The following is a 25,304-nucleotide window of genomic DNA, read 5'->3' as shown; positions in this document are numbered from 1 at the left end:
CTCCTTCGGGTCGAGAGGAAAAATTTTGTGACTCAACGTGATAACGGGCCTGACAGGCTGACGCAACTCGGGCAGAAAACGCCCACACCGCAGAGCCCGGATGAGGCGCATCTTGAGGCGGTCGACGCGCCGCATCGCGGTCAGGATTATGTTATTCGTTTCACCGCGCCTGAGTTTACATCATTGTGCCCCATTACCGGCCAGCCTGACTTCGCGCATATTGTGATTGACTATATTCCGGACGCGCTGATTGTTGAAAGCAAGTCGCTCAAGCTGTTCCTGCAAAGCTTTCGTAATCACGGAGCTTTTCATGAAGATTGCTCTCTGACGATTGCGCAACGCCTCGTCGAAAGATTAAAGCCGAAATGGCTGCGCATCGGCGCTTACTGGTATCCACGCGGCGGTATTCCCATCGATGTTTTCTGGCAGACCGGTGCGGCACCTTCCCATGTGTGGCTTCCCCCGCAGGACGTTAAACCCTATCGCGGTCGCGGCTGAACCGACTCGTTGTGTTCACTTGCGTCAGACCGCTTGAAGTAACGATGATTTGATCAAGAAATCGAGATTCTGCCCGTCATTTCAGCTTGGGAAAAAAAATTTTTAGATTTGCAGACGTTAGACTATGGCATAATTTAACCCTGCGTTTAGATTTGGGCAGCTTTGTGAAAATTCTGCTTTGGGCGGATGCAGCGCAATTTTTCAAAAATTATATGTTCATGATTCTCAGGCCATTTAAGGGACCTGTTTCGAGAGGGTGAATTTTAGAATGAGCGAGCAGTCAGACGGGCCCGATCGGGCGCTTCCGGCAGACCCATGCAACGCGCCTGATATACAGGGAGTAGAAGGCCCTGGCGGGAATGTCGCCATTCTGGTCCCCTCGGGGGCGCCGCAGGCTTTTTCCCTGCCCCTTGAATTTGACCCGCAGGCCAAAGCCTATTTGCAGGAGCATGGGGCCGAGACGACGGACCATTGCTTCCATCTCGCCAATATCCTGCATATGAATGGCAATGTCGCGGAAGCTTCCATCATCTATCGGCGCGCCTATGATTTGCACTCAAAATCACCGACGCAATTTCCGAGTGCGCAGGCCCTTCTCCAGGTCCGCCTGCTGACGCTGTTGAAGTCGGGCCAATCCGTGCCGCCTGAAGAGCTTCAGGAAATGCGCGGCCTCAGTATTCCTTATGCCCAATATATCGAGGGCGTTCAAAAAGGGTGGCACGGCGCAACGGCGATGGAGGCGCTCAAAACCATCGGCAATGCTTTCGAAGAATTTCACACCGGCGAAGAGGCGGACACGCTTTGGTTGGAATTCGCTCTGCGCGCAAGCCCGAGCCTTTTCGATGTCAGATTGGATGTAAATTCGCCCGCAACGCGTATCCCGCGCCGGATCTTCATGTACTGGGATAAAAACCCGCCGCCGGAAATTGCGGAGAATTTTGAATATCATCGCAAGTTGAATGGGTTTGAAGTCCGTATCATGGACTTCGCCGAGGCGACCGAATGGCTTTACGATAATTACGGCATTGAAGCGCGTGATATTTTCATCAATGCCCGCCATCCCGCCGAAGCCGCTGATTTCCTGCGACTGCATTTGTTACAGGCGCTTGGCGGGTGGTGGCTCGATGCTGACCTGAAGTTAGGCAAACAGGCAACGCTTGATTTTATGGCGACGCGGACAAAAAGCGCGACGTTCCTGCTGACGAGAGGTCATGTCGTCCATAATGACTTCTTCGGAACCTGCCCGAATAATGAGGTCCTCTCCGACGCGCTCCTCTCTATTTACAGAAATTGTTACCTTCATTCAGGGCTGTTTATCGCCTATAAAACCGGGCCTGGCGTTTATGCGCGTGCAATCAACCGGATTGCCTATCGAAGCCTGAACGGTAACCGTCCTAAACAATCCATAGAAATTCATGATCAGGCCAAATTCAATGAGCTGATCGAAGAATTTCACACCCCTTACAAACTCCAGACACCGAACTGGCGCGCGATCTGATCGCGCGTGACGGGTTGAAAGGGTGAGGCAAAATCCATATCCCGGCGCGGTGAGGCGCGCGGGGGATGGGGCCAGGCTGGTTTTGAGGGATCAGAACTAAAGGCGCGTGAGAGCTGCGCCTTGAAACGGTCAATGGGTCGGGGATTTTTCTTCCGCCGCCTCAATCTCAGCGCGGACGATCTGGATACGGCGTGCGATGCGATCCTGCTCCACGACATTTTCAGCCGTCACATTGGCAAGCGCGGCTTCCAGCCCCTCTAGTGCCGTGTAGGCGTCACGGGTTGAAATGTCGCTGACGGGATAGGCATCATCAGCCAGGACCGTGCATTTTTCGGCATTCATATCCGCAAAACCGCCCGCGATAAAGAAGGTGCCGGCCACCTTCTCACCTTGATAATAGGACAATACGCCGCCCCGTAATGAAATCATCAAAGGGGCACGCTCCGGCATGGCGGCGATATCGCCCTCCTCACCAGGGATGACCGACATATCCACGTTGGCGCTGAACAGGATTTTTTCAGGACTGATGATTTCAAGCAGGACAGGCATGATCAGGCGGATTCTTTCATTTTCTCAGCCTTCGCAACCGCTTCATCAATCGAACCGACCATATAGAAGGCGCCTTCCGGCAGGTGATCATGCTCGCCAGCCACGATGGCTTTGAAGCTGCGCACCGTGTCTTCGAGAGAAACGAGCTTGCCCGGCGCGCCGGTAAAGACTTCGGCCACATGGAAAGGCTGGGAAAGGAAACGCTGAATGCGGCGTGCGCGCGCGACAGTCTGCTTATCTTCCTCTGAAAGCTCATCCATGCCAAGGATGGCAATAATATCCTGCAAGCCCTTATAGGTCTGGAGAATACGCTGCACATCGCGCGCAACCTGATAATGCTCCTCACCGACAATTTTCGGGTCAAGCGAGCGGGAGGTTGAATCGAGCGGATCCACGGCGGGGTAGATACCCATTTCCGCAATCGCGCGATTAAGCACCGTCGTTGCATCCAGATGGGCGAAGGTCGCGGCAGGGGCCGGATCGGTCAGGTCATCAGCCGGGACGTAGACAGCCTGCACGGAGGTGATGGAGCCTTTTTTGGTGGATGTAATCCGCTCCTGCAACGCACCCATTTCTGTTGCGAGGGTCGGCTGATAACCCACGGCCGAGGGAATACGCCCCAACAAAGCTGAGACTTCTGAACCTGCCTGGGTGAAGCGGAAGATATTATCGACGAAGAAAAGCACATCCTGCCCCTCCTCATCGCGGAAATACTCCGCCTGCGTCAGGCCGGACAGGGCGACGCGCGCGCGGGCGCCGGGCGGCTCGTTCATCTGGCCATAGACGAGCGCCACTTTTGAGCCCTCAGTGCTGCCATTTTCCCCGAGTTTAATGACGCCGGCATCCTGCATTTCAAAATACAGATCATTGCCTTCACGCGTGCGCTCACCTACCCCGGCAAAGACAGAAACGCCGCCATGGGCCTTGGCGATGTTATTAATCAACTCCTGGATGATAACCGTCTTACCGACGCCCGCGCCGCCAAACAGGCCGATTTTACCGCCTTTGAGGTAAGGGCAGAGAAGATCGACCACTTTAATGCCGGTCACGAGAATTTCGGAGGCTGCGGCCTGCTCCTCAAAAGTTGGGGCTTTGCGGTGAATCGTATATTGCTTGTCGGAGTTGATGGGACCACGCTCATCAATCGGCTCCCCGACGACATTCATGATGCGTCCGAGCGTCGCCGGGCCAACCGGGACTTTGATCTGCTCACCCGTATCTTTGACTTCTGTGCCGCGCACAAGCCCATCCGTCGTATCCATCGCGATGCAACGCACTTCACGCTCACCGATTTCCTGCGCGACTTCCAGGACGAGACGGTGGCCTTCCAACTCAATATGCAGCGCATTCAGAATGGTCGGAAGGGGGCCGTCAAACTGCACGTCAACAACCGGTCCACGGATCTGCGTCACACGGCCAACGACATTGCTGTTCGATGCGGGGGCGGTGGAGGTGTTATCTGACATCGCTTACAGGCTCCTGCGTAAAAGTCTCAGACGGCTTCAGCGCCGGAGATAATCTCGATAAGTTCACGGGTGATATTGGCTTGGCGGGTGCGGTTGTAATGTTGGGAAAGCCGGTCAATCGCCTTGCCCGCATTGCGGGTCGCATTATCCATCGCCGCCATGCGGGCCCCTTGCTCACCCGCCGCACTCTCAAGCAGGGCGGCGTAGAGCTGCACTTTGAGGTTTCTCGGCAGGATCTGCTCAAGCAGGCTTTCCTCATCCGGTTCAAAACTGTAAAGGGGCTGATCCGCCGCGGAAGGCGCGTCCTTTTTTTCTGCGGGCGCTTCCTCATCGACAGCAAGCGGCACCAGGGGAAGCGTCACCGGCGTTTGCGTCATGGCATTGACGAAGCGGTTATAGACCAGCGAAACCTTATCGATTTCACCCTTCTCCAACATCGAAATAACGCGGTCACCCAATTGGGATGCGACATTAAACGGCACTTCCTTCCCGCCTGTGCCGGGCAGCTTCTCCACGATTTCTGACGGAAAAGCGCGTTGCGCAATATCGCCGCCCTTGCGTCCCAAAGGCAGCAACATCAGTTTTTCGCCATTCTGGGAAATCTGCCCCGCCAGGCTGCGAACAGCGCGACCGATCTGCGCATTGAAACCCCCGGCAAGGCCAAGGTCACTCGTCAGCATAATGACAAGATGCTTTTTACCCTGCCCCCCTCGCATCAGGATGGGGGCTGTTTCACTGGCGGGCGACGCGGCGACCAGCTCAGCCATCATATGACGCATGGCTTCCGCATAGGGACGCGACGCCTCAGCACGCGTCTGAAAGCGGCGCAGCTTGGAGGCAGCGACCATTTTCATGGCGCTCGTAATTTTGCGCTGTGATTTAACGCCCGTGATGCGGGCGCGCAGTTCCTTCAGCGAGGCCATGACCCGTCCTTACGCAGCAAAGCGCTTATTGAAAGTTTCCAGCAAGGCCTTGAGCTTCTCCTCCACTTCCGGCTTCAGCTGCTTATCGGCGCGGATCGCATCCAGAATGGCGCGTCCTGGGCCGCGCACTTCTGCCAAAAGGGCTTTTTCATAATCGACCACTTTATCGACGGGGACGACATCCACATAGCCACGCGTCCCGGCATAAAGCACGACAACCTGATCCTCGACCGGCAAAGGCGAGATTTGCGGCTGTTTCAGCAGCTCGGTCAGGCGTGCGCCGCGCTCAAGCTGTTTGCGTGTCGCGGGGTCAAGATCCGAGGCGAACTGCGAGAACGCCGCCATCTCGCGATATTGCGCCAGGTCGAGTTTGATTTTGCCCGCAACCTGCTTCATCGCCTTGATCTGAGCCGCGGACCCGACGCGGGAGACGGAACCACCCACATTCACCGCCGGGCGGATGCCTTTGTAAAAAAGGTCTGTCTCCAGAAAGATCTGCCCATCCGTGATGGAAATCACGTTCGTCGGGATGTAAGCCGCAACGTCACCCGCCTGGGTTTCAATCACGGGCAGGGCAGTCAGGGAGCCACCACCGCTCGCACCTGACATTTTCGCCGCACGCTCCAGCAGGCGGGAATGCAGATAGAACACGTCACCGGGGAAAGCCTCACGCCCCGGCGGACGGCGCAGAAGAAGCGACATCTGGCGATAAGCCACAGCCTGTTTGGACAGATCATCATAGCAGATCAGCGCATGCATGCCGTTATCACGGAAATATTCACCCATGGCGCAGGCCGCGTAAGGGGCGAGATATTGCATCGGCGCCGGGTCGGACGCGGTCGCGGCCACAACGATGGAATATTCCATCGCGCCTTCTTCCGTCAGAGTGCGGACGAGATTGGCCACGGTTGAGCGTTTCTGACCGATCGCCACATAGATGCAGTAAAGTTTCTCTTTTTCGTCACCGGAAGCATTGACCGGCTTTTGCGCGACGATTGTATCGACAAGGATGGCGGTTTTGCCGGTCTGGCGGTCACCAATCACCAACTCACGCTGGCCACGCCCGATCGGCACCAGCGCATCAATGGCCTTGATCCCGGTCTGCACAGGCTCACAGACGGATTGACGCGGCATAATGCCGGGCGCCTTGACTTCCGCACGGCGCATTTCAACGTCTTTAATCGGCCCCTTGCCGTCAATCGGGTTGCCCAGCGCATCCACGACGCGGCCCAGAAGGCCCTTCCCCACCGGCACTTCCACAACGGCATTTCCGCGTGTAACGGTGTCGCCTTCCCGGATACCATCACCATCGCCGAAAACAACGACACCGACATTATCCTGCTCGAGATTGAGCGCCATGCCCGTATCACCGGTTGACGGAAAATGCACCATCTCCCCGGCCATGACATTATCCAGCCCGAAGACGCGGGCAATCCCGTCACCGATCGAGAGGACAGTGCCCGTCTCGGATATTTTGGCACCGTCATCAAATGCGGCGATCTGCTGCTTGAGGATGTCCGAAATCTCTGCGGGACGGATATCCATCACGCGGCTCCCTTCATGGCAAACTGGAGGCGGGTGAGACGCCCGCTTATGGATGAGTCAAAAAGTTTAGGACCGATTTTGATGACCAGGCCGCCAATAAGGGCGGGGTCAACATGTTCGACCATCGCGAGGCGTCCGTACCCCGCTTCAGCCAGGCGCGCGCTCAAGGCGTCGCGCTGTGCGTCGGTCAGTTTTGAGGCCGTCCGCACCTCCACCGTCACTTCGCCACGGCGTGCGCGATCAAGCGCCTTAATCGCGGAGAGAATATCAGCGAGGGCGGATAGACGACGGTTCTGTGCGACGACGCCGACAAGCCGGCGGACGGCGTCGCCAAGTTCAAGCGACCGTGCGAGTGCCTCGACCGCTTTAACCGAATCCGTCATACGGATTCTTTTGTCGTGAAGAAATTGCTGCAACGCGGCGCTCTGGCGTATGGCCTGGGCCAGGCGCGTGACCTGTGCATAGGCGTCTGACGCTTCAGCGTGATCTTCAACATATTTGCAGAAACCGCGCGCATAACGGCGCGCAAGAGAGCTCGATACACCGGCCTCAGAAGGCATTTCAGAAGATGTTTCGAGTTTTGCCACGTTCGACAGTCCCAATAACAAGCATGTAACAGGCACACCCGACACGCCATAACGCTCGCCTCGGTAAAAGGCCCGCCTGACGCGTCCCGTGAAACCAAAAAATCAACGCATCGCGACGTCAGATCGTCCGCCGTCACGGGGCGTCTAGCATAGGGTATCAGAGGAACGCAACCGACAGAGCGCACGCCCGATGCGATGTTTGATATTAAATGTTTCAAAACCACACTTCACATATTGACGCGCCAGCGATGCGGCGCGGTCGACCCCACTGTCGCGCCCGGGCGTGCGGCGGAGTCGTTTTTTCCCATGAAGGCTGACATCACCGGATTACGGGAAGGGACGCGTTGAATTTCTGGAGAGCAAAGGAGGGAAGCTGCGTGAAGGTGCCGGCGCGCTTTCAGCGGAAGATGACACGGCGCAAAATCGGTGTCGGGCCGCGCTCAACGCCTATCGCAGCGCCTATCTCGATGCAAAACGGGACGGGCGGACGCGGCGATCTAAGGCCCGGCGAGCCGACCCTCCGATTTTCATCCCGGCATGTGACAGGTTGACTCGTAGCATGGTGTAATCGCTCATGGTCTGGCTGATCATGCGCGAATCTTCAACGCGACAACTGGCATCTTTCGATTCAGCCGGGTGAAATCGAGGCCGGACGATCGGTCGGAGATGTGTGGGAGTTTGCCACTTCAACAAGCGCGCAGAAACAGCGTCTAATGCGCCTCGATCAGGTCAATCTGAAATCCGTCAAGCACGGATCGTAGAATGTGATCCGCATCACTCAGCGCGTGCCTGAAAATATCGGCCGCCTCAGGGCCCTGGAGGGGCTGGCGCGTGTCCCCGAGATAGTTCACGAGCACACAATGGGATTTTCTCTGCCATCTCAGGGCAATGCGGCGGGCGAGCATTCTGATTTCGCTCTCGCTCAGAAAATATAATACTTCCGATAATATGATCAGGTCCGGCCCGACATCCGGCCATTCGGCGGGAAGTTCACCTTTGATAAAATGGACATGGCTGAATTCGGCATTCCGCCGGGACGCCTCCCGTAAAGCGACGTCCGAGACGTCAATCCCGATCAACTCCCGGCAGCGCGGCGCCAATAAGCGGGTTAATTCCCCGATGGAGCATCCGGCCTCAATGCCGAGTTGATAAACCGGCCTCGGGAGGACAGCCAGCGTCGCCTCATATTTGTCTCTCTCATAAGCCGTCGTGCGAAAGCCCCAGGGATCAATATTCGCCGCGTAGATTTCGTCAAATTGCTCTGCTCGTCGGCTCATCCCCGGTTTCTCGCAAAAAATATTCCGGACTTTCCAGAAAATGCAATTGCATCTCCCGGTCCATGACAAATCCATCAGGATCATCCGTGATAAGGTGCGTCATCTGAGATTTATGCGCCGCGATGGCGGCCGCTTTCCTCGGACGATATGTCGTTGTGTCAAATCGAACCATCCCCTGCCATGAGTTGGGCACGCGCGTGATGAAGCGCCCCCAGACCGGAAAGGACCATAGATAAAGGTCCGGACATTGCGTGACCAGCATCCGGGCAATATCGCTTGCCGCTTTGTGGTCCGGGTGCGGATCCCCCTTCCAGGTCGTCCAGATCGTGCCGATATGTTCGGACTCAATAATCTGCATGAGGCGTGTGACAATCTCCTGACGACCTTGCACCGTCTCCGGCACGCCCTGATCCGGGTAACGGAAGAAGACCACGCGGGCTTTGCCCGACGTCAGGCATGTGACCGCCGCCTCTAGTTCCTTTTCACGCAGGGCCGCTAATTTTCCGGCGGGATATTCTCGCGATCCGGGGTGGGAGCCGCTGCCATCCGTTAGCGCGACGACGGTAACATCCTGCCCGTAATCAACCGCCGCTGCCAGGGCGGCGCCGCACCCTAAACTCTCATCATCCGGGTGCGGGGCCAGGACCATCACCGCTTTGCCCAAGGTCAGTTCTTCAATCCTGGCCCACGGAGCCTGAGCAGCGGCCTTCAGTAACGTGCCTTGCGCAAAGGGCGTCACCATGATGGTGCACCTTCCATTTTCGCCAGGACGCGCCCTGCCCGCTCCAACTTCTCATCCGGGACGGCCTGGCGGACATAAAGTGAGAGATCCCGCCGGATGCGTTCCAGAGGGCCGGGCCTGAAGGCTGACGTGCCGAGTGACTTCTCCGCCAGAGCGAGAACCTCCAGGCAGACTTCCTCGGAAAACTGGCGTGCAAGAAGCGCAGACGTCACAAATTTTTCGATGAGAGAGGTATCTGTCACGGAGTCAGAGGGAAGTTTCGCTGCTGTCTCTCTCAAGAGGCTCGCCATGGCGCGGGTCAGGCTCACCGCACGTGCGTACCGGCTCAGTTGAAAAGAATCATCGAAGCGCCCGCGGGACAGAAGTGTTTCCCGCCAATGAAGCAGCAATGCTTCAACCCCGCCAAGATGCACCGCGCAATAGCGCCAGATGCCCCCCTCAAAATGCGGCTCACGTTCATAAATTCCGGGTTCACCGAGGCATTGCGCGTCGCTGATGCGCAGATCCGTAAAGTCAAACCGCCCCGACATGGTGGCCCTCATGCCGGTTACGTCCCAATGTGTGGCATCCTGCCTTTGTTTCTCCGTCACCTCGATCAAAGCGAGCTGAGGTGGCGTATCGGGCGTTTCAGAAGCGTGCATCGTGACAACCGCCAGTCGCACCACGCCCAGGCCGGAAGCAAAGATTTTTTCACCGGAAAGATGGTACGACCCACGCGCCGCCACATAGCGGAGAGGTTTTCGACCATTCGCGCCCCAGACGCCAAGAAGCCCCCTTCGGATACATTACGGGCCATCTCCGCGACAGCCATCGCCCCGCCATAGAGCGAAACAAGTTTGACCGCATTGACATGGCCTTCAAAGAGTCGACCGAGAGAAAGGTTGGCGCGGCCAATCCGCCTCAGCACATCGAATAACGTTGAAGAAGCTTCGGGTGACGTGGCAAGGCCCTGGCCGCCATCATGCACGGGCAAACAAGCGGTCAGGATACCGGCTTTCGCCAGCATCGCGACTTCAGGAGCCAGACCTCGCGGATCCTTTTCCGCTGCGTCGGCCCGGGCGGCGATCTCATGAAGCGCCGCTTTGAATCGGTCATCCATGCCGGATTGCAGTTGTGGCTTTTTCATTATTGCGCCCGACTCATCTGCATCCGTTTGAGACGCGGCCGAACCATGGCCCTGACATCCTCCCGGACTTGCTTCAATTTGGGGAGTTCGAGGTACATCTCCTCCCAGGATAATCGCCTTCTGGCAAGGAGAGGACTGCTCTTCTCCACATACGACCACAACGCACCAAACGTCTTAAAATCCGGGAAGTCAGCCGGAGCGTTGATCCCGGCCTCAGCATATAATGTCGTGAGATTTTGGGAGGTAGCGTATGCAAGGCGAAATTTCGCCCGCCACAACGCGCGAGATAAAACGGCTTCCGCCAATTCCACCGACTCATCACATATATGCTTGCGCCCGGCCACACGTGCGGCGATCGTGTCCGCCATCCCGCCTTTTGCGCGCCCGCCCAACCGAGACGACGTCCAGACTTTGACATCGTCAGCGTATAAAATAGCCAGATCATTTGTTTCAAAGGCTTTGGCGAGCGCCCTGTCCTCACCAACAGGCACGGCGGGAAGTCCGCCGACCTCGCGATAGGCCCGCACCGTCACGGCGATGGACGCGCCACTGGTCTGGCCATGGAAAGGCCAGGAATTGATAGGATCCGGGTTGATCAGATGATTGATCTCTCTGGAGATGGTGCGATATTCTTCCTCAATATCACCACGCTTCAAAATAAGGTCCGGGAGGCGGTCCGCCGCTTCCGGGTCGAGAAAGATCTGGCCACACACCATATCCGCTTTCCCCGCTTCCATCGGACTGATGGAATTTTCAACCCAATCGGGATAAGGGTGAGAGTCAGCGTCCGTCGTGAGCAGATATCCCTGCCTGGAAACACATTTGCTTGCGATGCCAAGAGCCGTCTGCCGCGCCTTACCCGCATGGGAGAGCGCCGGAGGAAATTTGACATCAACTATAAGGACCGGGATCTCGCAGGAATTTGCCCAATCCCTGGCAAGATTCAATGTATTGTCGTGAGAATTATTGATGAGGACTGTAATCGCCCCTTGCATGTTGAAGGAATTCATGGAAAATGAGCAGGCTTTTAAACATCGTTCAATGTAAGTTTCCTCGTTACATGCGGGGATGGCGATTGCATAATTAAATGGTTTGCCAGACTTTTTAAAAAAGTCGTTTTTAAATACTGAAAATTCCATCGGCCTCTTCCCAACGTGCCTGGCGACGTCGTCGCTCCAGACAAAAGAGCGTGCAATCTCGTTGCACGCGCCGAGGACCCTTACGCTTCAGAATTCATTAAGTTCGCGTCGCGAAGTAAATGATGCGAGACGACTGTCGATACAGTTTATCCGACTCAAATCATTCGTTAAGGGGTAATTACGCCAAAGCATAGGATTGGCGCGATCATTGTATCGCGCACAGGCGCAATTTCGGAGGGAAACCGGTGAATATCGACGGTGATAATCGAATTGGCCTTCCACATGTTTGAAACGGTTCAGGCGCGACTCTTTCCGGGGGTTTGACGCCGTTTCGCATTTAACAGATTGCGTTGACCCTGAGATGTAACTCATTTTTCCCATCAAACTTTAACGGGTCGTCGGGCTCACGCGGTGTTCTCCTTCATGATGAATGTCAGAGAGGAAATAGTCTCGCAGAGCGGGACTACCTCGCGTCGCTGTCTCGACCGCGGTTACAACCATAGTGTGTAAGACGTCCGTTTTCCGACAGTATTACTGCTTATAGTTGTGGTATTTCGTAAATCTATAGTCATTTAAATGTGATTTCCTGCTACACTTTGCGGCATTCCTTGTGAATCCAAATCTGATCGTTCATTAATACCCATCCGAATCGCTAATTTACTGTTGAGCAATCTCGAAAACCGGCGTAAAAATCTCCCATGACGCACAAACATTCCACCGTTCAATTGTCCATTCCCTTAAATCTCAGGAGATGGATTAGTAAATCCGCTGAAAAAAATCGCCGAACGTTTGAAGACGAGATCATCCACCACCTCGCCATCGCGCGCGCGGACAGCTAGAAGGTCCGCATACCGACCGAATTTAATGACATCGACCCCAACGCGTCCTTTGACGAACTGAAACGCTATACGCAGCGCCTCTCAAAAGAGGTCGATGAGATTTTGCGACGGTGCGAGTGGAAGGATTAAGCCCGAGCTTATCAAGGAGACGACAGCTTGACAGAGATGGGCAGCGCTTATGGCCCCGCCTATTTGCGTTGCACTGCACAGTGGGCACGTGGCCCAGCTTGGAGAAGCAGCGACCTCGCCGCGCGAGATCTTAAATGCTGATCCGGCCGAGGTCGGGAGAGCGGTTCGCCTTAGCGCTTTAGTGATTTCTTCGTGTGAGTCGGGAATAGGCCCTTCAGGACGGTAGCCACCAAGCTGATGGCGCTTACTGCCGTGCTGCCGATTAAGATGTCTAAAGCAGTTTCAGGCAGGAGGAACTGTCCAATGCGGAACCCTTGAAGTCCAATTACTAAAGCGCTGAAAGCCGAATAAACGATAAGATAGACGTAAACAAATTTTGCGCCTTTACCGCGCATTTTTCCGAACAATTTGAGGTGCTGAAGCTCCAATTTACTTTTGCGGTGCTGAAGCTCTCTGCTGAGTTGCTTGTCACTATCAATGTCTTGAGAAAATTGAGAGGCGGCATCAGGATTGTGCCTGACTTTTTCTCTCAGGTCTTCTTGTAAGCGCTCCGAAACCCGCTTGAGAAGTTCTAGACGGTCTTCATTACTTTTCACCCGCCGACTCAGCCTTCAACAGGTCTTCATAGTAAGAGCGAGACAAATCATCGGGTATAGAGCTGTTAAGACCATATTGCTTCTTTGCTATAGACCAAGGGGAATTGTCCATATGTGTCATAGCTGAAAGCTCGAGACCTGAAAATGTTTTAAATGAGTCCCAAACAGCTTTGAGCAATTTTTCCTGTTGCTGACTAAATTGAGCACGCACAACAGGACCGCGAGGAACATCATAATCAACATTGTCGTCGTTTTGACGGACGAGATCAGTTACGGATCCTGAGCCATACTTACTCAAAGCGTTATACAACTCTGGATAGACTGGACCGAACTTCCAAACTTTTGCTTCTCCACCGATTAGCGGTTTTTTAAATAGCGCTAAATTCCAGCCGTGCGCTATAAAGGCGAGCTTTTGAAGATGCATGTTTGTCAGCAAGCGCCCCTCATCTCGCGCAAATTCGAGAAACTTATTCGCGATCGCTGCTGGCTTAAACATCAACCCCTCCTAAGCTCAAAGTATGCACCTGTCATTTCTAACAGACTATTTTACCATGTGCGACGTAAAAGATTTAACCAACGATTTCGACTAAATTGCTGGAAAGCCTCAGATTTCCAGATCCATCTTTCTGAGAACGCATGAAATATCCTTTCGTCAGCGGCGATGACAAATGTCCTGCCGTCATGGTTCTGATACGGTAAATTACCTCCAACTGAGGCCAATCGATTTTAGTGATCAGGCTTGCCCGAATTCATTCCGCGTTAAGAATGTGAGAGTGGAAACAGTCTAAGGGGGCGGGACCACCTCGCGTCAATGTCTCGACGGAGGATACAACCGAAATGTGTAAGATGTCGGTCTTGCGTCAGGATTACTGCTTAGGGTTGTGGTATTTCGCAATTCTATAGTCATATGAACGTGATTTCCTGATGAACTTTTAGTACCCACCTACGGATTGAACTGTAATCGTTCATAAAAATTTATCTGACTCGCCAAATTACCGTTGAACAATCCCAAAATCAGCCATAAAATTTCCCCATGACGCATAAACATCCCACAATTCAATTGTTCATTCCCTTAAATCTCAAGAAATGGATCAGTAAATCCGCCGAGAAAAACTGCCGAACGTTTGAAGACGAGATCATCCACCACCTCGCGATAGCGCGTGCAGACAGCGAGAAACTCCGCATGCCGATCGAATTCGATGATATTGACCCGAACGCGTCCTTTGACGAGCTTCGGCGCTACACAAAGCGCCTCTCAAAGGAGGTCGATGAGATTTTGCGACGATGTCAATGGAAGGATTGAACCAGGTCTGACCAGGAGACGATCAACACGGCTGCTTCATGGAGATGGGCGGAGCTTCTTATGGCCCCGCCTATTTTCGTTGCGCTGCACCGCGGGCACGTGGCCCAGCATGCAGGTGCAGCAGCCTCGCCGCGCGAGGTCTTGAGTGCTGATCCGGCCGGGGCCTGGAGAGTAGCCGATCTAATTCTATCAGCTTTATCAAACATGTTTCGTCATTTGAAAAAGTCTCAGACCATGCAAACCAGCTTTCCCGACCGAGACACATTATCTTGACATCCAAAGTTATTACATGTGTAATAACATCAGGGGGGTCAACGACATGGAACTTAAGGTTCGAAAATTCGGAAATTCATTGGGCGTCGTCCTGCCTAAAGAGGTGGTGTCACGTCTAAACACCGGAGATGGAAAGATACTTCACCTCTCTGAAGTGGCTGGGGAAGGCTATCGCATTTCACCTTATGACGAGGAGTTTCAGAAGAAGGTCGCGGCCGCTGAGGACATCATGGCGCGCTTTAGCGATGCACTGCACGTTCTCGCAAAATGAAAAATGTGCAGTGGATTAAAGCGAAAGAAGCCCTCGTCATCCATGACCGATTGATTGTGTTGCATGGAGGCTCCTCCGGCCTCCGCGACAACGCCCTTCTAGAGTCCGCATTGGCCCGCCCTAAACATCATGCGACTTACAAACCGGAGACGGAGCTTCCTGCTCTCGCGGCCATCTACACGAGCGGCATCGTGCAAAATCACCCCTTCATCGACGGCAATAAGCGGACTGGATTTGTCCTCGGAATCCTGTTTCTCGAGATCAACGGCCTTGCTTTTTCGGCAAAGCAGGAGGAAGTCGTCCACGCCGTGATGGCACTTGCAGAGGGCAAAATGTCAGACAAGGGCTACGCGGCTTTCCTGAGTGAAAATACGCGCTCAAAGTCTGTTTGACTTCTCCCCCTCTACAAACTCCTGACGCATCTCTCTCAACCCCGGATCACCCTCATCGCCAAAAATGAACGCGTAGATCAAAGGGTCACGATAGCGGAGATAGCGCTTCGACATCTCCGCCAAATCCACCCCGTAAAGCGATGCCACTTTGGGCAGATATTCAGGGCGTAACGGCGCATCTCCCCTCTCAATCGAGTAAAGATAGACTCGGTTAAGCCTCAATGCATCCGCAACATCCCGAATGGCAATGCCAGCCGTCTCACGCAGGCTCTTTAGGTAAGCACCACCATTCTGACGATCTTCTTTCTCAACATACATCTTGTAGATGGGCATCTCGTCAGCCTCCCGGACTTCACCGCGTTTTCGCGTAAATTTCAGGAGTGTGGGCAGCAACATCGTGAAGCGCGAATCCCACGCTACCTTATGTTTGTAACATAACAAGTTTACACCCCACGCCCATACCCGCGCGGCGTCCGACTTTCCCCGGAAAACATGGAGCGGGCGAAGGGAATCGAACCCTCCTCAGAAGCTTGGAAGGCTACTGCATTACCACTATGCTACGCCCGCGCCGAAAGTCGCTTCTTAAGCCTCCCATACCGCTCCCACCTGATTGATGCAAGGGTTTAAGAAGGTATCATCGCGATAAAACCCTCTTGACTTATCTCGCCCGTAAACGCATTACCGCTCCGAGGACTTCCTGTCATCAGGCTGCATTTTACGGTGCGGCTTTGAGGGTGGAATGTTATCCTTCAGGGGTGTAGCTCAATTGGCTAGAGCGCCGGTCTCCAAAACCGGAGGTTGCGGGTTCGAGACCCTCCGCCCCTGCCAGGCACAGTTTCATGCTTGGCGTTTGTGGCGCGATCTGCCATACAGCCATAATCAAAAGTTTCGCAGCAGAGGATGACGGTGTCGGTCTCAACTCCCCAACGCGGCGCGAAGACGTCGCAGCAAAATAAAAGCAAGCCTGCTGCCGCATCCGGCCGCGAGGGGGGAAAGTCGGCGGCCAAACCGGCTGCGCGCTTCAAGCTGATGCAATTTCTTAAGGACGTCCGTGCGGAAGGGGGCAAGATCACCTGGCCCACGCGCCGCGTCACGGTCATCACTTCAATCGCTGTTCTGGCGATGGCCGCGTTGACGTCTATATTCTTTTTCGTTGTCGACCAGCTGATTGGTTTGGGCGTGCGCGAAATTTTGGGCTTTGGAGGCTAAGTTAGGGCCATGGCTAAGCGCTGGTATGTTGTGCACGTTTATTCCGGCTTTGAGAAAAAAGTCGCGTCCCACATCAAGGAACAAGCCGTCCAGAAGGGGCTTGCTGACCAGTTTGAGGAAGTGCTCGTCCCCTCGGAAGACGTGACGGAAGTGCGTCGCGGCCGTAAGGTTAATGCGGAGCGGAAATTTTTCCCCGGTTACGTGCTCGTCAAAATGGAGCTTTCCGACGATGCATGGCACCTTGTTAAAGACACGCCAAAAGTCACGGGCTTTCTGGGGTCACGCACCAAACCGTCACCCATGACGGATGCTGAGGCCGAGCGCATCATCAAACAGGCGCAGGAAGGGCTGGAGCGTCCCCGCTCCGCCATGCGCTTTGAAGTGGGTGAGCAGATCCGCGTCGCTGACGGCCCCTTCACGTCCTTCAATGGTGTCATTGAGGAAGTGGATGAGGAGCGTGCGCGTCTCAAAGTCAGCGTCCTCATTTTTGGACGTTCCACACCGGTTGATCTCGAATATAATCAGGTCGAGAAGCTTTAAGCCAACGTGACGGGTGACCCTTTCTATCCGGCAGGGGTCATCCTGCGCGGCTCACGTGTCTCGTCGCGCGCTCACCCATCACTCCATTTGCGGAACGGGACAGGCGCGTATCTGCGCGACCGCCTTATCAGCGACATGGGATAAAAGCTGGCTCAACGCGTAAACGAGGTGCGCCGACCCGTTTGAAGGCAGCTTCATCGTCTCATAAAATGGCGTTGTCTGGACGGGGCCAAGCCCCTCCTCCGCTGGATGAACAGCCAAACTCCCTTGGATGACCGCGTCACCCTGCTGATTCTGGTTGAACGCCGTCACGGTTAATTCGACATAGGCTTGTGGGTGCGTGTCAACAGCGTCGTTCTGTGCGAAAACAGTGATCCCGGGCAGACGCTGCGCAATATCCAGCGTCAGGGCCTGACCGATTGTCTCGCCCAAGGGCTGCGCCCAGCTATCCCCCTTGGCCAGATTCAGCTTATAGTCCCGGCTTTGCCGCACAATTTCGTCGCGATCCAGCATGGTCGAGACGACCGGCGTGCGCACCTCAACGACTTTTGGCCCGATACCCGCTAAGTGCGAGGAGGTTTCAGGCGTGACCGGCCCCGGCACGGCAACGATGGTGTATAGAGTCGGGTCCCGCCCACAGCCACTGGCGGCAAGTAACGCCGTCACCCCCGCGACCCTCATGAGATGACGCAGCGATAAAGGGGCATGACGCCGTCTCTCAAGGGAGGAATTGGGTCGCGACATGGTTCAGTGCCTCCCCGTAATCAGGGCTGAAGGATGGTTATTGAGATAAGTCGTCAGGAATCGGATGGAACGCGCTGATTGCGTCAATTGAATGATCATGCTTTGGAGATCCCGCTTGAAATCAGCGTCGCCACCGTAAGTCGCCATGAGTTGACGGGCATTTTTAAGGGTCAGGTCAAGCTGGCGGCTCATCTCCGGCAATCGCTTCATCAGCGGTTTGACACCACGGTCCATCTGACGACTCAGGCTGGACAGGTGTTGCAGCGAGTCGCGCAGCGAGACGAGAGATTGCTTGACTTCTGCACTATTGATGCGTTGATCCGCATGGGTGACGAGGTCATTTGCATGGTCACCCAATTGCGTTAACGGCATGGCGGCAATTTTGTCCATAATCGTCGAGGCGGACGCCATGATACCGTCAAACCCGCCCGAGATGCTCGGCACGATGGGCAGATCATCCTCGTAATCAATGGTTTCGGGTTGGCCTTTCTTCACGAAGGTCAACGCAATCGCCGACTCGCCCGTCAGGAAACTGACTGTCGTCATGGAGGCGCGCATCCCATGCGCGATCAAGGCGGAAAGAACTTCATTTTTGTTCGTCTCCGCATGTCGGTCACCGGGCAGGAGCCTCTCCAGCTCCAATTGCAATGTCACGCGCACTTGCGCTTTGGCCGTCTCCGGGTCGACCTTCAGAGCCACATCAAGGACCGTCCCGACATTGATCCCGAACATCGTCACATCGGCGCCCTTGGAGAGACCTTTGACGGAGTTATCGAGATAAGTGATGACTTTCAGCTTGTGGTAACTATTGGCGTTTTTCGCGTCCTGCTCACTGCGGTAGAGTTTAAAGACGGAATTCGGGGGCGCAAAATCGCCTTTCGCATCGTGCGCGCCGGGTGGCAGCCCGAACGCGACACCGCCGGAAAGCAGCGCCTGGAATGAGGTCAACTGCACTTTCAGGCCGCCCGCGCCTAAACCAACCTGCACGCCTGAAACATTCCAGAAGCGGGAATCACGATGCAGGTAATGGTCATAAGGGGATCGGATGAAAGCCTGAAGCAGGATCGGCCCCTCTCCACCCGGTGGCATCGTATAGCCGAGAATTTCCCCCACCACTTTATCCCGGAAAAACACTGGCGCCCCTTCACCAATGGAGCCTAATGTCGGGGTGAAGAGTACGAAGGTCGATCCGGGCTGGTCGGAACGCACGCCAGGCGCGCTTTCCAGCCCAACGAAATTCTTCTGCGGATGACCCCCGGGTGGCCCAGGGTCAATCGCGATGTAAGCACCCGAAAGCAGCGTCTCAAGCCCAGTCACACTTGCCCCGTTAATGCGCGGCCGCACAACCCAGAATCGCGTCTTTTCCGTCAGGATATGTTCGGTGCTCGACTTCATGCGAATATGCACAACGACACGATGCATATCCTCCGAAAGCTCGATTTTCTGCACGGTGCCGAGAGAAACAGCTTTGTTCTTGACCTGCGTTTGTCCCGCCGTCAGCCCCTCGGCCGTGTCAAATGTCAGGGTGATATCCGGTCCCCGATCCGACAGACTGCGGAAAATAAGGTAACCGGCAATAAGAACAGCAAGAATCGGGAGAAGCCAGATGATCGAAAAGCGTGTCGGCCTGACCCCAGCCTGACCATGATGCTCACCGCCCTGGCGCTTCGAATGGTCATCGTGATGGCCGTCATCCTCATCATGATGCACGTCATGACCTTTAGAGTGATTCGCCTGATGATGGGCGGGTACATTTCGATCGCTCACGCTTTCTCCGACTCCAGATCTCCGGCCTGTGCCTCCGCCTTGATGCGCCGGGCTCCCTTCATATGTGCGCGATTGCGCCAATAGCTGAAAGAAAGATACGCCCGCCTGACGCGTACGTTCCTGGCAAGTTCAGCGCCATTCCTGCCCGCACCATCCCAGAGACAGCGAATATCAAAGCTGTGCACGGCGAAGATTGTCGCAATCACGACGAAGGTGAAGAAGACAACGCCCGGCTCAGCACGGACATTGGCCAGAAAACCGAAGCGCACGACAGCGACAAGGATCGAGATCATAAACACGTCAATCATGGACCATCTGCCGATGAAGTCAATCACCCGGTAAAGTTTCGTCAACCCTTTCAGATGCTTTCGTCGACCCGTCGCCGCGCTGAACACCATTGCGCCGAGCCCGACGATTTTGAGTACCGGCACGCAGATACTCGCGAAAATAACGAGGAGTGAAAGTGGAACGAGATTTGATTGCCAAAGCTCGATCGCACCGTGAATGATGGTGCTCGTATCACGTTGCCCCACCTTCATGAATGTCATGACGGGGAAGAGATTTGCCGGGATGTAAGCGAGAACGCCCGCAATGAGGAGTGAAGTGGCATTGCTTAGCGCATTGGCCTTGCGTCGAGATATGGATGCCGCGCATCGGGGGCACCGCCCGAATGCGTGCGTTGGCGCAACCGGCTCGGACGACGCAATTACGAGGCCACATGTGAGGCATGATGCCATTTGATCATGCGGCGGGGTGAGGTCAGTCGTGACATCAATGCATCGTAAACGGCCCGATTCCGTGCGGAATGCCCGGTCATTCATCCCCATTTTCTGGGCGTCCCAGACGCGCTCTGTATCCAGCGTCGAATCTGTGGTGGCCATGGTGATCATAATGGCCGCCACAAGAAAAACGCCGGGTTGAAGATCAACCAGAGCCAGGTCGACAAGTTTGGTATAGGCCACAAACACGCCGAGAATATAGACTTCGATCATCGCCCATTCCCGCAGGCGGCGATACCATTTGAGGATATGGGCCGTCCAATCCGTGCCCGCCACGCGGCTGGCCCCGTAAAGTACAATGCCCATCAGGACGATCACAATGCCAGGCATGATGAAAGTCGTCACGGCGACGATGGCGCCGATCTCACCATAGCCCTGTTTGGCAAGCTGATAGACGCCTGTCAGAATGGAAATCGTGTTGACGCGCCCTTTTGCATCAAGCGTCATCAGATTTGAGCAGAGAAGTGCGATATAAAGCGCGAAGGACGTCATGCAAAAAGCAATGGGCGTCGCGAGGGGCGATGTTCTGCGCCGTCGCACCAGGGCTTCATCACAACGCCGGCAATAAGCGACCTGGCCGAGCGCCACCTCCGGCAGGGTCTGGAACAAACCGCAAGTCGGGCATTCATGCAATCCATGCACGACGGACATCGCCCTCAGCGCGCCCGCAGGGTCGTGCCGCAAATGGGCCGGCGTCAGACATGCATGGAGAAACCGCCCAAATCGGTTGACGCGCTCAGCGCCAAAATGATGCTGCGCCGCCCGCAACATCGCCTGACCATGCCGCCCCCGCCCGAAACGCCATAAGAGGCTGTAAATCCGGTCGTCAAAACGTTTGACGCGGATCATCATCTTTTTATGAAGTCGTTTCAGGGAGGAAGATCGCATCACCAAGTCTTTTCAGGCACACCAGCGCTAACGCACCCACCCTATAGGCTGTTGCGATTTCTGCAAAGCTTCGCTATAGCTCCGCCAACAGGCCGACATAGCTCAGGGGTAGAGCAACTGATTCGTAATCAGTAGGTCCTCGGTTCAATTCCGAGTGTCGGCACCAGTTTTTCACGAACGTGTGAAGAGCTGATTTCATCCCCTTCCCCGTCATTTCGCGTCACCATGTGCCGACCCCCTCACCTGAATTGACTTTTTTCAGTCCGACGGGCTGGTTTTGCGCGTCCGCTCCGTCTCAGCCCAAAGTGAGCCGAGTGTCTTCGCGGCGTTCAGAAGATGTTGCTGAACATCAGCGAGGGTCATGGCGTGCGGGTCTTGCAGATAGTCGATCGCATGCAGGACTTTCAAAAGCGACCTGGCCATCGCCGCCGGGTCGGGCGGCGACTCACACCCTGCCCGCACCGCGTTTACAAGATCCTCTCCCGATGAGGTGGAAAAGAGTGCGCATGTCCATCGGCATGGGTCGCTTCAAGCAATGGCACGATCGATGCACGCCATGATGTTTCCGGCTCCGGACCGCCGCTGCATCTCATGCCGTCAGCACCGAACGCTTCTTTCCCCGCGCGTACGGCAAGGTGTTTTTCGGCCGCCTCCGTCGGACAATATTGCGTATTTCCGTCGCGATCATATAGCCGGATCTGAAACCCACATTCCGTCAATCTTTCATGCGCCGCAATACGGCCGGGCAAGCCCAGCACGGTGGCCAGCTTATCGACGGATAATCCGTCGCTCTGGTCGGACATGCGCGTAGCACGATGCCGGGCGGGATTTCGACGCGTCTGACGCAGAGCGGGTGCGGGCTGTATCGTTTTTGTGACATGATTTTTGGCCATGATTATTCTTCCAGCGATTTATCGCGCGTCACAATGGCAGAGTAAGGGCGGACCGTGCAGCGCATGACTCAGTTTTCAGAGGTATCCTGTCCCGACCGGAAGCTGGAAACTGCCAGCTTCCGATCAGGGGTTGCGGTTAAAGTGAGCGGATCTCACTCAGCAGGGCATCGAATGTCTGGTCTTTCGGCGATTTGCCATCATCGCCCAGCCAGTTCTGACGGCTGAGCAGGCCGTAACTCTCGTCGGAAATACAGGCCCACGTCGCCCAGGGCATGAAGCTTCGCGCGCCCCAGGACGCAAAGAAAAGCCCGTCCTTATTATATCCCGTAATCGCAATGGCATGGCCGCCCACCGGCGTGAGGTCCGAGACCTTGTTGAGATCCCATGTGTCCCCTGGCTCAAGCTCCATAAAGCCCTGCACCACCTGCACACCGCCGATAATCCCGCCGAGGAAGGCGATGCAACGTTTGACGGACATGATATCCTTGCGCTCAACATAGCCGAAAGCGGTCAGAATATCCTTGTCCGGGCCAGGGCGGCGAAAGCCGTTTTTACGCCAGATTTTCAGCACATCCAGAAGAATGACGCCGTCATCGTTAAGCCCCGTCCTAGGGTCGTAGCCAGACACATCAGAATAGTTGGCAACCACCTGATCGGTGGAAAGCAGGACTTGAGACTGCGCGTTTTTCGTCCAGGTCGCAACAAACCCCGCCTGCGACGCCAGGCCGCAACAGCCGCATGTGTCATTGCCCCACATCTGATAATCGACCTTGTCGGACCAATCCTGTTCCTCCGGCACGGCGGGCCAGTGGGCGGCGAGGGCCGGTGTGAGGCGGTATGTTCGCGGGTCACGCTTTGCGGGGCGCTTGCCGAGTTTATAGGCCATGTAATGTCTCCTTGAGATCTTATTATTTGTTTGAAAATGTCGCGACGATGCGCGATGCGGTCGCAGGCCGGGTAAGCGCCTTGTCCGAGCCTGTCGCCACATCATCCGGGATCGCGTTATTGCGCTCCATCCCGTCTTAAGTTGCCTGCTGCGAACTCAATGTCGCGACGTCGCTTTTATCCCTGCCGCAGCGGGGACGTCATGAACCGACGCGACGCCAGGAAGGCGACTGCGTCGGTCTATCGACTTTGTTTAGGGGAAGCCCGCCATGAACGGTGTCAGCGTTGTCTCGCGCGGTTTACGCAAGATATAACCTTTCAATCGGTCACGCCGTGACATGAAGCGTGGCAAGCGCCTGGGCCTCTGTCATCGACGGACCTTTCGCACGCCCGCAGGCGGCGCCGACGGCGATCGTGCCGCTGAGAAGCGCCTCAAAGATGGCGACAATTGTGCGCAAAGCATCCAATGCGGTGGTCACGTCGGCACGGGTCTTGTCATCCAATTCCGTTGAGACGGAGGTGAGCGCTTTTGCAAGACTTTCTGAAAGTTTTTCCAACTCCGTCAGCAGGGCGTCGACTTTAGTCTTCAGGCTGTCGGAATTATAAACGATCGTCACCTGATCCCCGGCCTCCGCTTCAAAAGCGCTGAGCGCGGCTGAAACGCCCTCACTCGCGGCTGAGATGGCCGCGGCGACACCCACACCCAGCGCCGCTGCAACCGGGGGTATGGACAGGATCGTTGAAGCCGCATTGAGGCCTGCCTGCGCGTAGGCGCGGATCTTCGCGACATTAAGGACGAGCGTCGTCGTATTTTTGCCGTCAATGACGGTACAAGCCGGTAAGGCCCCCATAATGGCGGCGGCGGCAGAAAGTCGCAGAGCCTCCCGACGGCTAAACATGTTTTTCATCAGTTGTTCCTGAATTTTTGTTTTTCTCTAAATCATGGTCGCGCTTCAAAACATCGAAACCCGCTTTGTTCAGAAGACTGAACGCGGCTTCCGCATCCTCGCGTTTCACCATGAGGCCCGTGCGCTCACATTGAAGTCGATTTGACGCACGGCCGAGATTGAGCGCGCCCCATGTGACCAGGAGATAATAAATTTTGCGGATCGTATAATTTTTACTTCCCCAGGTTGGTGGCTTGAGCCCTACAGCGAGGATATTGCAAAGCCCTGAAAGCATGAGGATGACAAAAGGCGCGTAAACTGCCCAGTTATCCGGTAGGGTTTTGACAAGCTCGGTGCAGAGCGGATTGAGATTCATGAAACACCTCCAATAAAAAACCGCCCCGGAGGGCGGTGCATCTCTTAAATTCACGATCAGGACGGAGCGTCCAGTTTGCGGGTTGTGTTCAGCGCGTTTCAGCACTGACGCGCCTATCCGAAGCGCCTAGTAAGACGGGGGCCGAGAAGACGCCCGTTCAGGCACCTGTCGCGCCGCCATTCAGGGCGGGGAAACGACATGGACGGAACAGATTGACGCGATGGGACCGCAAACTTCTGGCACATCGCGCCCGGGTCACATGTTTAACATTCCTCTCTGCAAGGAGGGCGCGCAGCGCCGCTTGGTCGAACGAGACCGATGAAAAATAAGGCAGAATTCTCTTATGGGGTTTTGATCCTGATCGACGGCGCGCTTCATCATCCTGATAAAAGCGCAGCGTGACGCCGGCAGGCGCGCGGCGACAGGTGAGTTCGCCGACGAACAATCAGGCCGGATATGGCTGCATCCTCAGACGGGCACGCAACGCATGTTGTTTCAGGAATGCAATGGATGCTCCCGGAATAAATGCCGGATAACCTGACCCTCGCGATTGACCGGCTCGGCATAATCCATACGGCGTGACATAAAGGCGTAACGTCGGAAAACTTCGATGACCCAGGCCCACAGAATATGGCCCAGACTCTCCGAGAAAATTTCTGAAAAAGGCAATTGCCAGAAAGGTGGCGCCCAATGCCCCAGAGGAAGCACGATGCCATGGAAACCGACCGTCACGACAAGACCGAAGGCAGCACCCTGCCACAGGGAAAGGCGGGGAAAGCGCAAACAACCAAGGCAATAGGCCATGGCGAAAATAATGGAGAAGGCATGATGCACGAGAAGCACGCCGAGATTAACGACATGCTGGGCGTAGAAATAGACAATTTTATCAATAGGCAGGCCGCAATCCCGCAGCATCTGGGCTGGCGGGCTCACGCGATCGGGAGTTCTCGGGGGTAAGGGGATTTCACTGCCCCATTTAACGAAGCTGGCAATGTTTCCCCCAATGAAACCCGCCCATATCGCCGTCCAGAAATCCGCTTTTTTGTGACGTCTTGAACCAGTCTGATCTGAAATCATGACAATTCACGCATCGCATTACTCCCATCATTATCCGGGCGAAGGTTGCAATTTATGCAACCAGCGCGCCGGAGAAGGGCCCCGACGCGAAAAGCCGTTGAAAGCG

At 55.4% G+C, this 25,304-nt stretch carries 29 protein-coding genes and 3 tRNA genes; 9 read left to right on the top strand and 23 right to left on the bottom strand.

Annotated features, from left to right (window positions below; translation table 11 throughout):
• Nucleotides 1–27: 27 nt before the first annotated feature.
• On the top strand, nt 28–498 hold the full coding sequence (queF, locus tag CGLAMM_RS10755) for a preQ(1) synthase (protein ID WP_394819273.1): 471 nt from the start codon (nt 28–30) through the stop codon (nt 496–498).
• A 268-nt stretch (nt 499–766) separates the two neighbouring features.
• Nucleotides 767–1,996, top strand: a complete 1,230-nt coding sequence (locus tag CGLAMM_RS10750) for a glycosyltransferase family 32 protein (RefSeq protein ID WP_394819272.1) — start codon at nt 767–769, stop codon at nt 1,994–1,996.
• A gap of 129 nt (nt 1,997–2,125) precedes the next feature.
• Here the strand turns inward: CGLAMM_RS10750 and atpC are convergent, their stop codons facing one another.
• The 12 genes from atpC to CGLAMM_RS10690 all read right to left on the bottom strand — a co-directional run bounded on the left by atpC (nt 2,126) and on the right by CGLAMM_RS10690 (nt 13,410).
• Complete coding sequence (gene atpC / locus CGLAMM_RS10745) at nt 2,126–2,545, bottom strand: ATP synthase F1 subunit epsilon (RefSeq protein WP_394819271.1); 420 nt, start codon at nt 2,543–2,545, stop codon at nt 2,126–2,128.
• A gap of 2 nt (nt 2,546–2,547) precedes the next feature.
• Complete coding sequence (gene atpD / locus CGLAMM_RS10740) at nt 2,548–4,011, bottom strand: F0F1 ATP synthase subunit beta (protein ID WP_394819270.1); 1,464 nt, start codon at nt 4,009–4,011, stop codon at nt 2,548–2,550.
• A 26-nt stretch (nt 4,012–4,037) separates the two neighbouring features.
• Nucleotides 4,038–4,934: a F0F1 ATP synthase subunit gamma gene (locus tag CGLAMM_RS10735; RefSeq protein WP_418115677.1), complete on the bottom strand. Its 897-nt coding sequence runs from the start codon at nt 4,932–4,934 to the stop codon at nt 4,038–4,040.
• A 9-nt stretch (nt 4,935–4,943) separates the two neighbouring features.
• Nucleotides 4,944–6,479: a F0F1 ATP synthase subunit alpha gene (gene atpA / locus CGLAMM_RS10730; RefSeq protein WP_394819269.1), complete on the bottom strand. Its 1,536-nt coding sequence runs from the start codon at nt 6,477–6,479 to the stop codon at nt 4,944–4,946.
• A complete protein-coding gene (gene atpH / locus CGLAMM_RS10725) occupies nt 6,479–7,066 on the bottom strand; it encodes an ATP synthase F1 subunit delta (protein WP_394819268.1) in 588 nt (195 codons plus the stop codon). Before atpH ends, atpA begins: the two co-directional genes overlap by 1 nt.
• Nucleotides 7,067–7,776: 710 nt before the next feature.
• Nucleotides 7,777–8,343, bottom strand: coding sequence for an SAM-dependent methyltransferase (locus CGLAMM_RS10720; protein WP_394819267.1), 567 nt, complete (start codon nt 8,341–8,343; stop codon nt 7,777–7,779).
• The gene (locus CGLAMM_RS10715; protein ID WP_394819266.1) at nt 8,318–9,085 is read right to left on the bottom strand and encodes a PIG-L deacetylase family protein; all 768 of its coding nucleotides are present in this window, start codon (nt 9,083–9,085) and stop codon (nt 8,318–8,320) included. The genes CGLAMM_RS10720 and CGLAMM_RS10715 overlap by 26 nt, the downstream gene beginning before the upstream one ends.
• Nucleotides 9,079–9,726 (bottom strand): acyl-CoA dehydrogenase family protein, encoded by a 648-nt coding sequence (locus CGLAMM_RS10710; protein WP_418115676.1) that lies wholly within the window; start codon nt 9,724–9,726, stop codon nt 9,079–9,081. Before CGLAMM_RS10710 ends, CGLAMM_RS10715 begins: the two co-directional genes overlap by 7 nt.
• A complete protein-coding gene (locus tag CGLAMM_RS10705; RefSeq protein WP_418115675.1) occupies nt 9,681–10,211 on the bottom strand; it encodes an acyl-CoA dehydrogenase family protein in 531 nt (176 codons plus the stop codon). Before CGLAMM_RS10705 ends, CGLAMM_RS10710 begins: the two co-directional genes overlap by 46 nt.
• Complete coding sequence (locus CGLAMM_RS10700) at nt 10,211–11,350, bottom strand: glycosyltransferase family 2 protein (RefSeq protein WP_394819263.1); 1,140 nt, start codon at nt 11,348–11,350, stop codon at nt 10,211–10,213. Before CGLAMM_RS10700 ends, CGLAMM_RS10705 begins: the two co-directional genes overlap by 1 nt.
• Before the next feature lie 1,138 nt (nt 11,351–12,488).
• Nucleotides 12,489–12,914 carry a hypothetical protein gene (locus CGLAMM_RS10695; RefSeq protein ID WP_394819262.1) on the bottom strand — a complete coding sequence of 142 codons (426 nt, stop codon included), beginning with the start codon at nt 12,912–12,914 and terminating at the stop codon, nt 12,489–12,491.
• On the bottom strand, nt 12,904–13,410 hold the full coding sequence (locus CGLAMM_RS10690; RefSeq protein ID WP_394819261.1) for a Panacea domain-containing protein: 507 nt from the start codon (nt 13,408–13,410) through the stop codon (nt 12,904–12,906). The genes CGLAMM_RS10695 and CGLAMM_RS10690 overlap by 11 nt, the downstream gene beginning before the upstream one ends.
• A gap of 537 nt (nt 13,411–13,947) precedes the next feature.
• Between CGLAMM_RS10690 and CGLAMM_RS10685 the strand changes: the two genes are divergently transcribed.
• The 3 genes from CGLAMM_RS10685 to CGLAMM_RS10675 all read left to right on the top strand — a co-directional run bounded on the left by CGLAMM_RS10685 (nt 13,948) and on the right by CGLAMM_RS10675 (nt 15,153).
• Entirely contained in the window at nt 13,948–14,217 is a 270-nt protein-coding gene (locus CGLAMM_RS10685; RefSeq protein ID WP_394819260.1) for a hypothetical protein, read from the top strand.
• A gap of 319 nt (nt 14,218–14,536) precedes the next feature.
• The gene (locus CGLAMM_RS10680; RefSeq protein WP_394819259.1) at nt 14,537–14,761 is read left to right on the top strand and encodes an AbrB/MazE/SpoVT family DNA-binding domain-containing protein; all 225 of its coding nucleotides are present in this window, start codon (nt 14,537–14,539) and stop codon (nt 14,759–14,761) included.
• The gene (locus CGLAMM_RS10675) at nt 14,758–15,153 is read left to right on the top strand and encodes a type II toxin-antitoxin system death-on-curing family toxin (RefSeq protein WP_394819258.1); all 396 of its coding nucleotides are present in this window, start codon (nt 14,758–14,760) and stop codon (nt 15,151–15,153) included. The genes CGLAMM_RS10680 and CGLAMM_RS10675 overlap by 4 nt, the downstream gene beginning before the upstream one ends.
• Here CGLAMM_RS10675 and CGLAMM_RS10670 read toward each other — a convergent pair.
• Together CGLAMM_RS10670 and CGLAMM_RS10665 are read right to left on the bottom strand one after the other, a co-directional pair.
• A complete protein-coding gene (locus CGLAMM_RS10670; RefSeq protein WP_394819257.1) occupies nt 15,139–15,486 on the bottom strand; it encodes a helix-turn-helix domain-containing protein in 348 nt (115 codons plus the stop codon). The two genes, CGLAMM_RS10675 and CGLAMM_RS10670, sit on opposite strands and share 15 nt — an antisense overlap.
• Before the next feature lie 160 nt (nt 15,487–15,646).
• Nucleotides 15,647–15,720 (bottom strand) — tRNA-Gly (locus CGLAMM_RS10665).
• A gap of 184 nt (nt 15,721–15,904) precedes the next feature.
• Here CGLAMM_RS10665 and CGLAMM_RS10660 point away from each other — a divergent pair.
• The 3 genes from CGLAMM_RS10660 (at nt 15,905) to nusG (ending at nt 16,902) form a co-directional block, all read left to right on the top strand.
• Nucleotides 15,905–15,981 (top strand) — tRNA-Trp (locus tag CGLAMM_RS10660).
• 72 nt (nt 15,982–16,053) lie between these two features.
• Nucleotides 16,054–16,362 carry a preprotein translocase subunit SecE gene (gene secE / locus CGLAMM_RS10655; protein ID WP_418115674.1) on the top strand — a complete coding sequence of 103 codons (309 nt, stop codon included), beginning with the start codon at nt 16,054–16,056 and terminating at the stop codon, nt 16,360–16,362.
• Nucleotides 16,363–16,371: 9 nt separating this feature from the next.
• Entirely contained in the window at nt 16,372–16,902 is a 531-nt protein-coding gene (gene nusG, locus CGLAMM_RS10650; RefSeq protein ID WP_319806383.1) for a transcription termination/antitermination protein NusG, read from the top strand.
• 78 nt (nt 16,903–16,980) lie between these two features.
• On the opposite strand, the gene CGLAMM_RS10645 is transcribed toward nusG, so the two are convergent.
• The 3 genes from CGLAMM_RS10645 to CGLAMM_RS10635 are packed head-to-tail and all read right to left on the bottom strand — an operon-like array spanning nt 16,981 to nt 21,080.
• On the bottom strand, nt 16,981–17,646 hold the full coding sequence (locus tag CGLAMM_RS10645) for a PqiC family protein (protein ID WP_394819255.1): 666 nt from the start codon (nt 17,644–17,646) through the stop codon (nt 16,981–16,983).
• Between the two features lie 3 nt (nt 17,647–17,649).
• A complete protein-coding gene (locus CGLAMM_RS10640) occupies nt 17,650–19,356 on the bottom strand; it encodes a PqiB family protein (protein WP_394819717.1) in 1,707 nt (568 codons plus the stop codon).
• Nucleotides 19,357–19,409: 53 nt separating this feature from the next.
• Nucleotides 19,410–21,080: a paraquat-inducible protein A gene (locus CGLAMM_RS10635; RefSeq protein WP_394819716.1), complete on the bottom strand. Its 1,671-nt coding sequence runs from the start codon at nt 21,078–21,080 to the stop codon at nt 19,410–19,412.
• 91 nt (nt 21,081–21,171) lie between these two features.
• Between CGLAMM_RS10635 and CGLAMM_RS10630 the strand changes: the two genes are divergently transcribed.
• Nucleotides 21,172–21,246, top strand: a tRNA-Thr gene (locus CGLAMM_RS10630).
• A gap of 92 nt (nt 21,247–21,338) precedes the next feature.
• Here CGLAMM_RS10630 and CGLAMM_RS10625 read toward each other — a convergent pair.
• From CGLAMM_RS10625 to CGLAMM_RS10600, 6 genes are all read right to left on the bottom strand, one after another.
• On the bottom strand, nt 21,339–21,542 hold the full coding sequence (locus CGLAMM_RS10625; protein ID WP_418115673.1) for a hypothetical protein: 204 nt from the start codon (nt 21,540–21,542) through the stop codon (nt 21,339–21,341).
• A gap of 5 nt (nt 21,543–21,547) precedes the next feature.
• Nucleotides 21,548–21,973: a hypothetical protein gene (locus tag CGLAMM_RS10620; RefSeq protein ID WP_394819253.1), complete on the bottom strand. Its 426-nt coding sequence runs from the start codon at nt 21,971–21,973 to the stop codon at nt 21,548–21,550.
• A gap of 136 nt (nt 21,974–22,109) precedes the next feature.
• Nucleotides 22,110–22,859: a hypothetical protein gene (locus tag CGLAMM_RS10615; protein WP_394819252.1), complete on the bottom strand. Its 750-nt coding sequence runs from the start codon at nt 22,857–22,859 to the stop codon at nt 22,110–22,112.
• Between the two features lie 325 nt (nt 22,860–23,184).
• Nucleotides 23,185–23,766 carry a hypothetical protein gene (locus CGLAMM_RS10610; protein ID WP_394819251.1) on the bottom strand — a complete coding sequence of 194 codons (582 nt, stop codon included), beginning with the start codon at nt 23,764–23,766 and terminating at the stop codon, nt 23,185–23,187.
• Entirely contained in the window at nt 23,750–24,121 is a 372-nt protein-coding gene (locus CGLAMM_RS10605; RefSeq protein WP_394819250.1) for a hypothetical protein, read from the bottom strand. The genes CGLAMM_RS10610 and CGLAMM_RS10605 overlap by 17 nt, the downstream gene beginning before the upstream one ends.
• Before the next feature lie 495 nt (nt 24,122–24,616).
• A complete protein-coding gene (locus tag CGLAMM_RS10600) occupies nt 24,617–25,198 on the bottom strand; it encodes a YagU family protein (protein WP_394819249.1) in 582 nt (193 codons plus the stop codon).
• Between the last annotated feature and the right edge of the window lie 106 nt (nt 25,199–25,304).

Source organism: Sorlinia euscelidii (assembly GCF_036452135.1).
In the GTDB taxonomy this organism is placed as follows: Bacteria; Pseudomonadota; Alphaproteobacteria; order Acetobacterales; family Acetobacteraceae; genus Sorlinia; species Sorlinia euscelidii.
The sequence above is the reverse complement of the archived record's forward strand: the minus strand, read 5'-3'. Positions and strand labels throughout refer to the sequence as shown.

What these genes read in the sequence shown, in the direction of transcription:
- CGLAMM_RS10675 (WP_394819258.1), top strand. Translation starts at nt 14,758, where the DNA reads ATGAAAAATGTGCAGTGGATTAAAGCGAAAGAAGCCCTCGTCATCCAT.
- CGLAMM_RS10680 (WP_394819259.1), top strand. Translation starts at nt 14,537, where the DNA reads ATGGAACTTAAGGTTCGAAAATTCGGAAATTCATTGGGCGTCGTCCTG.
- CGLAMM_RS10635 (WP_394819716.1), bottom strand. Translation starts at nt 21,080, where the DNA reads ATGCGATCTTCCTCCCTGAAACGACTTCATAAAAAGATGATGATCCGC.
- CGLAMM_RS10645 (WP_394819255.1), bottom strand. Translation starts at nt 17,646, where the DNA reads ATGTCGCGACCCAATTCCTCCCTTGAGAGACGGCGTCATGCCCCTTTA.
- CGLAMM_RS10720 (WP_394819267.1), bottom strand. Translation starts at nt 8,343, where the DNA reads ATGAGCCGACGAGCAGAGCAATTTGACGAAATCTACGCGGCGAATATT.
- atpC (WP_394819271.1), bottom strand. Translation starts at nt 2,545, where the DNA reads ATGCCTGTCCTGCTTGAAATCATCAGTCCTGAAAAAATCCTGTTCAGC.
- CGLAMM_RS10610 (WP_394819251.1), bottom strand. Translation starts at nt 23,766, where the DNA reads ATGAAAAACATGTTTAGCCGTCGGGAGGCTCTGCGACTTTCTGCCGCC.
- nusG (WP_319806383.1), top strand. Translation starts at nt 16,372, where the DNA reads ATGGCTAAGCGCTGGTATGTTGTGCACGTTTATTCCGGCTTTGAGAAA.
- atpA (WP_394819269.1), bottom strand. Translation starts at nt 6,479, where the DNA reads ATGGATATCCGTCCCGCAGAGATTTCGGACATCCTCAAGCAGCAGATC.
- CGLAMM_RS10700 (WP_394819263.1), bottom strand. Translation starts at nt 11,350, where the DNA reads ATGGAATTTTCAGTATTTAAAAACGACTTTTTTAAAAAGTCTGGCAAA.
- CGLAMM_RS10670 (WP_394819257.1), bottom strand. Translation starts at nt 15,486, where the DNA reads ATGCCCATCTACAAGATGTATGTTGAGAAAGAAGATCGTCAGAATGGT.
- CGLAMM_RS10690 (WP_394819261.1), bottom strand. Translation starts at nt 13,410, where the DNA reads ATGTTTAAGCCAGCAGCGATCGCGAATAAGTTTCTCGAATTTGCGCGA.
- CGLAMM_RS10750 (WP_394819272.1), top strand. Translation starts at nt 767, where the DNA reads ATGAGCGAGCAGTCAGACGGGCCCGATCGGGCGCTTCCGGCAGACCCA.
- CGLAMM_RS10705 (WP_418115675.1), bottom strand. Translation starts at nt 10,211, where the DNA reads ATGAAAAAGCCACAACTGCAATCCGGCATGGATGACCGATTCAAAGCG.
- CGLAMM_RS10620 (WP_394819253.1), bottom strand. Translation starts at nt 21,973, where the DNA reads ATGGCCAAAAATCATGTCACAAAAACGATACAGCCCGCACCCGCTCTG.
- secE (WP_418115674.1), top strand. Translation starts at nt 16,054, where the DNA reads ATGACGGTGTCGGTCTCAACTCCCCAACGCGGCGCGAAGACGTCGCAG.
- CGLAMM_RS10615 (WP_394819252.1), bottom strand. Translation starts at nt 22,859, where the DNA reads ATGGCCTATAAACTCGGCAAGCGCCCCGCAAAGCGTGACCCGCGAACA.
- CGLAMM_RS10605 (WP_394819250.1), bottom strand. Translation starts at nt 24,121, where the DNA reads ATGAATCTCAATCCGCTCTGCACCGAGCTTGTCAAAACCCTACCGGAT.
- CGLAMM_RS10735 (WP_418115677.1), bottom strand. Translation starts at nt 4,934, where the DNA reads ATGGCCTCGCTGAAGGAACTGCGCGCCCGCATCACGGGCGTTAAATCA.
- CGLAMM_RS10600 (WP_394819249.1), bottom strand. Translation starts at nt 25,198, where the DNA reads ATGATTTCAGATCAGACTGGTTCAAGACGTCACAAAAAAGCGGATTTC.
- CGLAMM_RS10685 (WP_394819260.1), top strand. Translation starts at nt 13,948, where the DNA reads ATGACGCATAAACATCCCACAATTCAATTGTTCATTCCCTTAAATCTC.
- atpD (WP_394819270.1), bottom strand. Translation starts at nt 4,011, where the DNA reads ATGTCAGATAACACCTCCACCGCCCCCGCATCGAACAGCAATGTCGTT.
- CGLAMM_RS10710 (WP_418115676.1), bottom strand. Translation starts at nt 9,726, where the DNA reads ATGCACGCTTCTGAAACGCCCGATACGCCACCTCAGCTCGCTTTGATC.
- CGLAMM_RS10715 (WP_394819266.1), bottom strand. Translation starts at nt 9,085, where the DNA reads ATGGTGACGCCCTTTGCGCAAGGCACGTTACTGAAGGCCGCTGCTCAG.